The 11,603-nt window shown below is 43.7% G+C and carries 8 protein-coding genes and 1 pseudogene; 1 reads left to right on the top strand and 8 read right to left on the bottom strand.

Features of this window, described 5'->3' with window-relative positions; genetic code table 11:
- The first annotated feature begins 90 nt into the window (after positions 1 to 90).
- Entirely contained in the window at positions 91 to 408 is a 318-nt protein-coding gene (locus tag A7D23_RS05120; RefSeq protein WP_025205335.1) for a hypothetical protein, read from the top strand.
- 12 nt (positions 409 to 420) lie between these two features.
- Here the strand turns inward: A7D23_RS05120 and A7D23_RS05115 are convergent, their stop codons facing one another.
- The 8 genes and pseudogenes from A7D23_RS05115 to A7D23_RS05080 form a co-directional block, all read right to left on the bottom strand.
- Entirely contained in the window at positions 421 to 828 is a 408-nt protein-coding gene (locus A7D23_RS05115) for a response regulator (protein WP_038603138.1), read from the bottom strand.
- 47 nt (positions 829 to 875) lie between these two features.
- Positions 876 to 4,703 (bottom strand): PAS domain S-box protein, encoded by a 3,828-nt coding sequence (locus A7D23_RS05110; RefSeq protein WP_025205333.1) that lies wholly within the window; start codon positions 4,701 to 4,703, stop codon positions 876 to 878.
- A 13-nt stretch (positions 4,704 to 4,716) separates the two neighbouring features.
- Positions 4,717 to 5,736, bottom strand: coding sequence for a chemotaxis response regulator protein-glutamate methylesterase (locus A7D23_RS05105; protein ID WP_025205332.1), 1,020 nt, complete (start codon positions 5,734 to 5,736; stop codon positions 4,717 to 4,719).
- 22 nt (positions 5,737 to 5,758) lie between these two features.
- Positions 5,759 to 6,574: a protein-glutamate O-methyltransferase CheR gene (locus A7D23_RS05100; RefSeq protein WP_025205331.1), complete on the bottom strand. Its 816-nt coding sequence runs from the start codon at positions 6,572 to 6,574 to the stop codon at positions 5,759 to 5,761.
- 103 nt (positions 6,575 to 6,677) lie between these two features.
- The gene (locus A7D23_RS05095) at positions 6,678 to 8,348 is read right to left on the bottom strand and encodes a methyl-accepting chemotaxis protein (protein WP_025205330.1); all 1,671 of its coding nucleotides are present in this window, start codon (positions 8,346 to 8,348) and stop codon (positions 6,678 to 6,680) included.
- The gene (locus tag A7D23_RS05090; RefSeq protein ID WP_015044367.1) at positions 8,345 to 8,854 is read right to left on the bottom strand and encodes a chemotaxis protein CheW; all 510 of its coding nucleotides are present in this window, start codon (positions 8,852 to 8,854) and stop codon (positions 8,345 to 8,347) included. The genes A7D23_RS05095 and A7D23_RS05090 overlap by 4 nt, the downstream gene beginning before the upstream one ends.
- 19 nt (positions 8,855 to 8,873) lie before the next feature.
- Positions 8,874 to 9,734 (bottom strand): annotated as a pseudogene (locus tag A7D23_RS05085) (chemotaxis protein CheW); the annotation flags it as partial.
- 228 nt (positions 9,735 to 9,962) lie between these two features.
- A complete protein-coding gene (locus tag A7D23_RS05080) occupies positions 9,963 to 11,438 on the bottom strand; it encodes a recombinase family protein (RefSeq protein WP_176714395.1) in 1,476 nt (491 codons plus the stop codon).
- Positions 11,439 to 11,603: the final 165 nt, after the last annotated feature.

Genomic DNA, 11,603 nt, shown 5'->3' with positions numbered 1-11,603 from the left:
AGCGTTAGATATGCCAACGATTTCCGCTCATAACCGTCCTACTGTCGCGGTGCCATTAATAATAATTCTAATATATAAGGATGTGAAGCCATGATCAAGGTATCTGTTAACGGCGGCGCCTGCGGCTTTATGACCAATATTGAAGTCAACGCTGAGCGCAGGAATGCGAATATCAAGATTATTACGGAATGCCCCAGCCTGAAACCTTTAAGCGAAGAACTGAAAACAGTCAATGGTTATGAAGAATGCTTCGGCAAAATCGGTGATACCTCTGTCTTTCAAATCGCGCGCCAATACTGCAAGCATGCCGCCTGCCCAGTTCCTACCGCAATTATCAAAGGTGCGGAAGCAGCCTGCGGCCTTGCTTTGCCCAGAGATATTGAGATTAAGATCACCAAGGAAGACTAGCTCATCAAGCACCTATTTCGTATTCTTCACCACTCCGAGCTTTTCCATGACCTCCAGAAATTTGACGGAATCGATGGGTTTGGATGCATACGCGTCACACCCATATTCAAAGGCCTTTTGCACATAATCCGATTCAGCCAGAACGGTCGTCATAATGATCTTGGCTTGTTTTTCACACGGAATCCCTTTTTGTATTTCCAGATCCCGAATAGCCTTTAACGCCCTGACTCCATCGACCTTCGGCATCATGACATCGAGACAGATCAGCTCATAAGGGCTCTCTTCCTTGAGCGACATCAAATAGGCATCGATCGCTTCCAGTCCATCAACCACCAGATCGCACTCACCATATTCTGATAATAATTTGTACAAATATTTTCTGCTGGCTAAATCGTCTTCAGCTATGAGTATCTTCAACATCCCGTTCCCTCCTAATTACTTTGTTACTTCGTACTTTTCCTTCATTGCTAAGTGACTTTTTGAAATGACTTTTTAAAAACATAATACGCTTCTTTAAATAAGCTGAAATACTCAATCTCATCCCCAATATTATTTTTTCTTCTCGCCAGTTCGATTTTAAAAGCACAGAATTTCAATTCATCTGCTTCAATCTGATTGCACAGGTTTTTCAGCCGGTTGGCAATCGATTCTATCGCTTCATATTGCATGCTTTCGAAATGATCGTCGAGTTCTTTGATGCAATGCTCGATTTCCTGCATTACGGAAGTATAATGTTCAGTGTCTTTATTCTCAGATTTACTTGTAAAAATAATTTCGCCGTGATCCCCGAGCTCAACCTTATCCGGAAATTCTTGCCGGTTTTGACCCACCGAACCAATTTTTTTCATTAGATCGTTGATGTCAATCGGTTTTGCCAGATAACTATCCATTCCCATCGCCAGAAACCTTTGTTCGTCACCCTGCAACGCATAGGCAGATACTGCAATGATCGGTGTATGGGTCCGGCCGCCTTCAGATTCCCTGATATTTTTCGTTGCTTCTATCCCGTCCATCACGGGCATCTGGATATCCATCAGGATCAAGTCATATTTTTTTTTCTTAAAAAGATCCAGGACCTCCAAACCATTGTCTGCAGTATCGACCTGATGGCCTCTTTCCTTCAGCATGCGGCGAAGAAAGACTTGACTTACCTTATCATCCTCAGCAAGAAGAATATGCAAGGGCCGGATCATTGGGCTGATGTCAGGTCTAAGGAACGGCACTGTTTCGCTTAGTTTTCCTATTTTAAATTTGATCGGAAAATAGAATGTGCTTCCTCTTCCTTTTTGACTGCTGACCCCCATGGTTCCACCCATCAGCTCGACTAGCTGCTTGGAAATTGCCAACCCCAGGCCTGTTCCGCCATATTTTCGGGTAATAGAGCTGTCGACTTGGGTAAATGTTTTGAACAGGAAGGTCTGATCTTCTTCGGAAATACCAATTCCGGTATCCTGGACAGCAAATTTCAGTTCAATGTCCTGATCTGTCTTCAGAACGTTGTTTAAAGTGACAGATATTTTACCGGTGTCCGTGAATTTTATTGCGTTATCAACCAGGTTATTCAGGACCTGCCTAAGTCTGTTCGGATCACCGATCAGATACTTCGGGATGCTGGGATCGAGATCATACGTTAATTGAAGCCTCTTTTTACTGGCCCGCAGCGTATGCACCTTCGAATTCTTCTCAACCAGATCATGCATGTCAAAATTGATGTTCTCAACAACGAGTTTCCTGGCCTCAATCTTGGAAAAATCAAGGATATCACTGATCAACGCCAGCAGGGAATTGGCACAGATTTTGGCGGTTTCGAGGTTATCCCGCTGTTCAGGATTCAAGTCAGTGGCCAGCGTTAAATCAATCATACCGTTGATGCCGTTCACCGGTGTCCGGATCTCATGACTCATATTGGCGAGGAATTCACTTTTGGCCCGATTCGCGGCTTCAGCTTCTTCTTTGGCCTTGATGAATCTCTCCTCATTCTTTTTTCTCTCCGTAATATCCCGTGCAATGAGAATGAGATAGTCTATATGATTAAGTTTAAATTGCCGTATATTGATCTCAACGGGAATCTCTCTGCCATTTTTGGAAATGTGGATATCTTCAAACACATAGGTTTGATAGTTTCGAACTTGAGTCATCAATATATCCACTTCCGCTTTGCCTATTCTGGAGATCATCTTTGGCGAATGTCCGATCAGCTCATCCCGCGTATATTCGAGTCCTTTGCAAGCGACTTCATTTACTTCGACAATCGTGACTTCACCTTTTTCATTAACCTGCTCCAGGAAAATGGCATCTTTGGCATTTTCAAAAACGCTTCGGAATTTTTCTTCACTCTCGATTAGTGCCCGCTCCGAAGCTCTCCGCTCGGATATATCCCGTGCCAGGCAATATATGCACGTTTTGCCGTTAATATTTATCAGATGCATACTGACTTCAACCGGGATCTCCCTTCCGTCTTTAGTGACATGCACATGTTCGGCTGTATCGAATCCCTGCTGTATCAGCTTTTCCAATTGTTCAATTTGATCTTTCGTATCGTATTTAACGATATCCGGCAGATATAGCTGAAAGAGTTCCTCTCTCGTATAGCCGAGTCTTTGACAGGTAATATCATTGACTTCAATTATTTTCCCAATCCGGTCATCATTCTCGATAATTTCAACGATGTAGATTGCATCCGTGACATTGTTATATAAATTTCGATACCGGGTTTCACTGTCCAGCAGCTGTTTTTCAATTTTTTTACGTTCGGTTATTTCTCTAAGCACGCACAACAACACCTGGTGGCCATTAATCATCGTGGTCTGTGCACTCACTTCAACAGGAACTATACTTCCATCTTTCCGTTTCGTGTTTGTTTCAATAAAGAATCCTTTTTCCACGGCAATCTTCAGTTGTTCTCCGGCAAACGTCACATCTTCTGCAAAATCAAAAACTGTTTTTTGCACAATTTCAAGATGATCATAGCCGTAAGCTTTCAAAGCTGCTTTGTTGGCTTCGAGAATTTTCCCATCCTGTGAGACGAACATAATCATATCCCTGGCATTTTCCGACAACAGTTGATAGCGCTTTAAAGCGTCTTCAGCAATCTTTCTGTCGGTGATATCCAGTATAATGCCGATTAGGCCGGCATACTCTCCTTCAAGATCATAATATGGGCCGCCTGAACTGAGACACCATCGATACTCCCCGTCATGATATCTTAAGCGATGCTCATATTCAAAAGATGTATGGTTCGCTTCTGCATTTTTTAGTATTTCTTTATAAGCGGATTTGTCTTCGGGATGTATGACTGATAACCAGTGAATATTCATGCACTCTTCAAAGTTCATACCCAAAAAATCCAGCAGATTTTTATTCAGGTAAGTTATTTCTTTTTCTGTGGAACGCCAGATAGAAACCGGGAAATAATCCAGCAGCTTCAGCTGGAAATCGCGGGACTTAACCAGTGACTCTTCAAGTATCTTTTCTTCGGTGATGTCATTTAACGCAATAACGATATTTTTTTTGCCGTCTACCATCAGCGGGGAGATGCTGACATGAAACCATAATTGTTTTGTCTTGCCGTTAAGGATAAATGATTGGGAGAACTCCAACCCCTCGATAGATTCATTGTTTTTAAGCGCCCGCAAGCCGGCATGTGTAATCTCACACTGCTTACATTTCGCTGCGTAGCCGCAACCCCTGGGATGTTCAAAGCTGGCTGCACATTTGAAAGCTTCGCCAAATGTTTTACCAAGCACATCTTGTTTTTCCACATGCATCAGTTCGAGTGCTGCGTTGTTTACGCAGCTAATGTGCGCCAGCTCATCGATAATAACCATATTAACTGGAGACGAATAAAAGATTGTCCTAAAATTTTCTGCTTCATTTTTATAGTCGTTTTCAATTTCTTTGATTCTGGTGATGTCCCTGAAGACAAAGATGACCCCTCTGACTTGGCCGTCTTGTTCGATCACTGGGGAACTGCTGGCCGAAATGCAGATGATTTGGCCATCTTTTTTGATCAGTGCCGAATGGTTTTTTAAGCCCAGAGCTTTCTTTTTTTTAATGGTCAGCTCTATCGGAGAATCCATTATTTCTTCGGTTTCTTTATTGATAACTGGAAAGACTTCTTCAAATATTTTACCCTGAGCCTCTTCTGGCAACCAGCCCGAAAGCCTGGCAGTGGAATCATTGATGTATAAAATGGTTCCCAGATGATCCGTATACACGACACCATCTCCGATGCACGCCAAAGCCAACGCCATTTCATTTGTTGTGACATTGTAGCTTTTTTTGCTTTTATTCATTGGCCTTCATTCCTTACTTCAGCATCGTACAAATTAACTGAGGGATGTTCATTAAAGAAGTTTGTCTTTCAACGGCCCCAATATCATGAGCAACTTTCGGCATGCCGTAGACCACACAGGAATCCTGATCCTGACCGATCGTTCTGGCCCCTTTTCTTCTCATCTGCAGGAGTCCCTTGGCCCCGTCATATCCCATACCGGTCAAAATGACACCCAGCGCATTTTTGCCTGCTTCCTTGGCCACGGATTCAAATAAGACATCAACGGAAGGACAATGACCGTTGACCTTTTCTCCTGCGAAGCACTCAATCCTGTATCGATTGGCTATCTTTTTGATTCTGACATGCTGGTCTCCAGGCGCAACTAAGGCCATTCCCTGTTCCAGGTAATCCCCGGTCCGAGCTTCCTGGACCTTCAGTTTGGTCTGATTATTCAGCCGCTCGGCAAACATCCGGGAAAAAACAGGAGGGATATGCTGGACGATAACGATCCCGGGCATATTCGCAGGCAGTCGCTTCATGATATTGCAGACGGCTTCCGTTCCGCCGGTGGAAGCGCCGATCGCGATGATTTTTTCCGAATTCTCGGCATGCTGGCTTTCAACTTTTTCAGTCGTATCCTTCATCGACGGGATAATCCGGGCGACGGAGGCTACCTTGATCTTAATCTTCAACTCATTTAAAAAGGTTTCCACTCTCTGCGCAGCCTTCATATCCGGCTTGCCGACAAATTCGACAGCCCCGGCATTCATCGCATCAAAAACAGCATCGCTCACCGTACTGATCACAATCACCGGAATCGGATATTGCGGCAGCAGCTTGCAGATAAATTCAATCCCGTTCATTTTGGGCATCTGGACATCACAGGTCATGACGTCCGGTTCAACTTCCAGGATTTTATCCCTGGCTTCAAACGGGTCTGCGGCCATACCCACAACTTCGATCTCCGGGTCACTGGCGATTCCTCTGGCCAGAATCTCCCGGAAAACGATGGAATCATCTACAATTAAAACCCTAATCTTTTTTTTGGCCATGATATCAACCTACTTCTAAATATTATTCTTTTCTGTATACGGCTGGCATGACATATTTATATTGGGTTGTATCTTTGTTGAGTGATTCCGAATGACCGATGAACAGGTAGCCGCCATACTCAGTCATGTCATAAAATTTCTGAACAAGCTGTTCTTTGGTTGGCCCGTCAAAGTAAATCATCACATTTCGGCAAAAGATCACATGGAACTTCTTTTTAAAAGGAAATACCTTTTCCATCAGATTAAAGTTGCGGAAGATCACTTCATTCTTAATTTTTTCTACAACGATCGAACTTTCCCTGTCGAGCTTTTTAAAATAATTTGTTCTCCACAGCGCTGGCAGCGCCGCAACCTTATCATTGGCGTATTCGCCATTTCTGGCAATCGTTAAGGCTTTATCGGAAATGTCCGTTGCAAGAATCTTCGTATCCCACCAGACTTTTTCTCTGCCAAAAAACTCATCAATGATCATCGCGAGGGTATACGGTTCTTCACCACTGGAGCACGCCGCGCTCCATATCCGTAGATCCTTATCCCGGCAATGGGCCGCCAGCACAGGCAGAACGTTCTCTTTTAAGAAAGTAAAATGCTCCGCTTCCCGCATAAAAAACGTATGGTTGGTGGTAATCTTATTAATAAAGGTGGTCATGGCCTCCCCGCCGTTATGTGAAGTAATGAAATCGTAATATTCCGAGAAACTTTTAAAGCCGTTCTCGATAAGGACACCCTGCAGTCTGCCGTTAATCAGCGATTGCTTTTCTTTTTTTAGATGAATCCCATAATTAGCTTCGATATACGCTGCAAACTTCACAAATTCTTTTTCCGTTATTGTTATCATAACAGACCACCATCTTCTCCAGGCGTTTTTTATAGAAACTTCTAATTTCTGTTATTCTGAAGAGAGGGCCTCGAATCAGGCCCTCTCTTCTCTTGCATTTCACTTAGTACTTGCCGAATTCGTCGTCACTCAGGACAATTTTCTTTTTTGGCTTTTCCTTTGGTGCAAGAGTCGGACTACTACTGTTCATATTCTCGAGCATTTTCAGAATATCCGGGCTCATGTTTTCGATTCCTTTTAAGGAAGCGTACTGGCCGTTTTTCCGCAGTTTGAATTTGGCAACCTGAACATTCAGCAGCTCGGACTGGCTCGCCAGTTCCTCACTTGCAGCGGCACTCTCTTCAGCAGTTGCCGAGTTGGTCTGAACGACTTCCGCGACCTGAGCAATACCCTGGTTGATTTGGTTGATGCCAATGGCCTGTTCATTGGAAGCCACTGCAATGTTGTTCACCAGGTTGGCTACCTTCGAAATTCCTTCGACAATGTTGTTTAATTCTTTTGCCGTGTCGCTTGCTATCCGGGTACCGTTATCAACATTCTTGATCGAACCCTCGATCATATCCGTTGTTTCCTTAGCAGCGTTGGCTGAGCGAGCTGCGAGGTTTCTGACTTCTTCTGCCACAACGGCGAACCCTTTGCCGTGCTGTCCTGCCCTTGCAGCTTCAACAGCAGCATTCAGGGCCAAGATATTGGTCTGGAAGGCAATATCGTCGATGACTTTGATAATTTTGGAGATATTATTGGAAGAATTATTGATTTCATCCATTGCGCTAAGCATTTCCTTCATCTGGCTGTTGCCCTGGGCCGCATTCTTCTTGGCTTCTTCCGCCAGCTGGTTTGCTTCATTGGCATTTTGGGCATTGAGTTTGGTCTGGGAACTGATTTCTTCCAGAGAGGCCGTCAGCTCTTCAATCGAACTAGCCTGCTCGGTTGCGCCCTGGGAAAGGGCCATACTGGAATCGGACAGTTGCTTCGAGCCTGAAGCGACCTGCTCGGAAGCACTGTTGATATTACTGATCACTTCATTCAGGGTCAGCGTCATGGTCGAGAACGATTTGGCAAGCGCTCCGATCTCATCTTTGCCGTGGACATCGATATCGACATTCAAATCGCCGTCAGCAATTTTATCGGAAACTCCTACCAGTTTGCGGACAGGGTTTGTGATCGAGCGAGCCATAAAAAATCCGAGGATGATCGACAGAACGATTGCGGTCAAGGTGGAGACGGCCAGTATAATTATAGTTCTGGTTTCTTTGGATGCAATACGATCCTTTGCCGCACCAATGTTTTGAGCTCTTTGCTCTGCCATTTGCGTATTTAATTCGATTAGGGCTTTTGTTTCCGGTGCAATTTTTGCTCCAACTGCCGTGATTTGTGCAGCATTGCCTCCTTTGACTGCCGCAAACAGCTCTCCACTTACTGCAGCGGTCCAGGCGTTGCTTCTCTCTACCATGGCCTTGTTCTCAGGCGTATTCTCCATGGCTAACAATTCCTCTTGCAGTTTGGTGCACTTCTGGGAAATCGCATTGAAATCGTCAACATAGGACTGTTTTCCATACAACATGTAGGCTCTGGCAAGACTTGCTCCATCGGTGAAGCTTAAGGCCAGGTCTTCATTAATTTGGAATTTCACAAATTCGACTTCGGTCATCTGATTAACATCTTTGACCATAGAATTAACCTGGGTATAAGTGACTACAGAAATGACTGCCAGGATGACGACAATGACAATATAGCCAGCTAAAATCTTGGTTTGAAGCTTGTTGAAATTCATGATATTACCCCCTCACTAAGTGTAGATGTCAGATTAGACAGTTCTTCTTCTTTTAATAATTTGTCGCAATCAAGAATGAGCTTGATACTGTTATCGACCTTGCCGATTCCTTTAATGTATTTGTTACTGGCACCTCCGTTAACACTGGGAGGAGGCACTATTTCGTCTTCAGGGATGACAAGCACCTCGCATACGCTGTCCACGATCAGACCAATTGATATTTCCTGAATGTCGATCACGATGATACAGGTCCGGTCACTGTATTCCATAAATGGCTTTTTGAAACGCAGGCGCACATCGATGACCGGAATGATCTTCCCTCTCAAATTGACAATTCCACGAACATAATTGGGCAGCTCCGGCACTTCAGTAACCGGCTGGATACCGATAATTTCTGTCACGTACTTAATTTCAATCCCGTAGATTTCGTTGCCTAGAGAAAAGGTCAAAAACTTGTTTTTCTGAGTATCTTCTTCCAAATAATCTTCTGCAATCATTTCTGCCATTAAAATCACTCCTTTCTTGTTATTTCTTCACAAGTCTGGTTATACTCTGGATGTCAAGGATTAAACTAATGCTTCCGTCACCTAAAAGCGTACACCCTCCTAACACGTTATCTTTTTTAAAATTTTGAATGTAATACGGCAGTGCTTTAACAACGACCTGTTGTTCTCCAAGCAGTTCATCAGCAAATATACAACAAGATGTTTCTTCATCTTCAACCATGATAAATATGCCCTGGCTTAATTCCGTAATTTCAGTTTTGACTTTGTACAGCGTATGGAGCCTGATAACCGGATAACACTCACCCCTTACCATAATCATTTCATTTTCGTCAGGGTCTCTGATAATATCGGATTCTTTCGGCCTGAATGATTCTCTGATGGATATTGTCGGTATGGTATACCTTGAATTTCCGACTTTAATATTCATTCCGCCGATAATCGCCAATGTTAATGGGATCTTCATCGTAATGGCAGTGCCTGCACCTTCAGTGCTGTCTACCGAAACGGATCCGCCTACCGTCTGGATATTCTTGGAGACGACATCCATGCCGACGCCTCTTCCGGAAAATTCCGTGATGTTCTCTTTGGTTGAAAATCCGGGCAAAAAGATCAGATTAAAGATTTCGCGGTCGCTTATCTCCTGTTCCGATTTGGTCAGAAGGCCATTCTGTCTGGCTCTGCTCAGGATTTTTTCTTTATTCAGTCCTTTACCATCATCCCTGACAATGATCAGAACATCGCTTCCAGCGTTTTTTGCTTCCAGGGTGATTGTCCCAGCTTTGGACTTCTCTGCCGCAACCCGTTCCCCAGCCGCCTCAATCCCATGATCAATCGCGTTGCGGATCAGATGCATCAGCGGATCAGAAATATGTTCAACGATATATACTACATTTCAACGGTCATGCTTTACCGCCCGATTACCACAAAAACCGCCCATAGCCGTATCGCCACGAGAGCAACGGTTACAGGCGGTTTTATTGGTTGGTGGGTACTTTGTTGGGTTGTAGGCTAAAACCATGAGAGAGCCACGCGATTTAGGCGAGATTTGCCGCAGAATGAAAGAAGCCACTTCCTATTACAGAAGCGACTTCTTAGCCGTAGTATTTCATTATGACACTCTCCGAGCGATACCGAATTCTATCTGCTTTTCTATCGGAATGAAGTGCCTGTGTTTATCCATCAGCCTTTCTATTTCCTCAAACGCCTTATAGCGTACTGCCAATTTTCCGTCCTCTCTGACGGTGATATACTCTATATCTGCCACTATTTCTTCTTTTGTCGCTGTAAACTGCCCACTTTCAATTTCTCGCTCTGCCTTATCTTTAAGAGTGTTGAGGTAGCTTACGGATTCCTCGATTTCCTTTATGTCTGCATAGATTTCATCATTGCTCTTAGATAAAGAATTGATTTTAGCACCGAGTTCTATTTGTTCAGCGTCCAATGGCTCTAAATAAGCGTCAAGCTGTTCTTTTGAAAAAGAGTTTTCGAGATACAGCCCCAACAACTTCTTTTTCTTTTCCTGCACCAGTTCTAATTGCTGTTTTAACTCGTTGATGGCTTTAACGTCCTGTTTATTTATCCTCGACAGCAAGGCAACGGAGAGCGAGTATAATGCCAATGAGCCAAAACTTGCCTTTTCATATATACTGCTGACATATGAAATCCCATAAACAAATTCATTTAGAACCGTTTCGGACACATTGCGATTATTGCAAAGCATGACCCTGTTACCGTCTTTATCCTTGTGCATTGTCCGTTTTTTACTGCAAGCGTAGCTTCTGACCCTGCCGCCAGCCGATTTAATATAATCACTGCTTGAAGCATAATAAGTGCTACCGCAACAACCGCAAATAATTTTCCCTGCAAAAAGCGTCTTGCCCTTGTGAATACCCTTTTGTGTAGAGTGCTGTACCCGACTTTCTAAAACCGCTTGCGCCTTTTCAAATGTTTCTATGGAGATAATAGCGGGAATTTTGTCAGTTTCAAAAATGATGGCTTGTCCTGTTTCCCTTGTAGCGTGCTTATTGAAGATTAAACCGTTGGTGAACTTCTTACGCACCGCCCGCCCCGAGTAAGTTTCATTCTGTATCATAACTCGCAAACCCCGCTCACTAAAAGGCTTGCCGCTCCTTGCAAATACACCATGTTCAATTAGGTGCTGTCTGATACGGTGAACACCCATATTATGATTAACGTATAAATCGAAAATCAGCCGTATAACTTCGGCTTCTTCCTCGATAATTTCAAGCCTGTTTTCGGGTTTCGGATAGTATTTGTAGCCATATAGATTGCCGTGGGTATGGATATTGCCTCGCTTGATACCTTCTTCGATACCAAACAGCACCTTACGGCTTTTATCTCGGCTGTCATTTTCATCAAGAACCTGTAACATTTGAACGACTATAATGTCTGCGGCTCGTTCCGTGGATAAACCCGTATCAATAAAATCAATATGCACGCCATTTTGAGTGAGTGTTTTAATAAGCATATCAGCACTAACATTACGAGCAAAACGGCTCGTATTTTTTACGAGTATGCGGGTAAACTTCGGCTTGCCTGTAACGAGGTATAAATCACCGTCCATTTTGCTTTTGTCAATTCCCGCATCTGCAATCATTTTATTGTTTTTAGCAATGATAAAGTACCGAAAGGTACTATTTTTTTCTCACAATGCCCTTCCGCCGGAACTGGAAATAGTGTAGGATAAAAAGTAAGAGCACCCTCAATATGTCCTGGTTGACATAAATAT

Source organism: Dehalobacter sp. TeCB1 (assembly GCF_001707455.1).
Lineage (GTDB): Bacteria > Bacillota > Desulfitobacteriia > Desulfitobacteriales > Syntrophobotulaceae > Dehalobacter > Dehalobacter restrictus.
Note: the sequence above shows the minus strand (reverse complement) of the source record. Positions and strands in the feature narration are given on the sequence as shown.

Bases quoted from the DNA above. Each gene is read 5' to 3' on its own strand.
- A7D23_RS05120 (WP_025205335.1), top strand. From the start codon at position 91: ATGATCAAGGTATCTGTTAACGGCGGCGCCTGCGGCTTTATGACCAAT.
- A7D23_RS05115 (WP_038603138.1), bottom strand. From the start codon at position 828: ATGTTGAAGATACTCATAGCTGAAGACGATTTAGCCAGCAGAAAATAT.
- A7D23_RS05110 (WP_025205333.1), bottom strand. From the start codon at position 4,703: ATGAATAAAAGCAAAAAAAGCTACAATGTCACAACAAATGAAATGGCG.
- A7D23_RS05105 (WP_025205332.1), bottom strand. From the start codon at position 5,736: ATGGCCAAAAAAAAGATTAGGGTTTTAATTGTAGATGATTCCATCGTT.
- A7D23_RS05100 (WP_025205331.1), bottom strand. From the start codon at position 6,574: ATGATAACAATAACGGAAAAAGAATTTGTGAAGTTTGCAGCGTATATC.
- A7D23_RS05095 (WP_025205330.1), bottom strand. From the start codon at position 8,348: ATGAATTTCAACAAGCTTCAAACCAAGATTTTAGCTGGCTATATTGTC.
- A7D23_RS05090 (WP_015044367.1), bottom strand. From the start codon at position 8,854: ATGGCAGAAATGATTGCAGAAGATTATTTGGAAGAAGATACTCAGAAA.
- A7D23_RS05080 (WP_176714395.1), bottom strand. From the start codon at position 11,438: ATGGACGGTGATTTATACCTCGTTACAGGCAAGCCGAAGTTTACCCGC.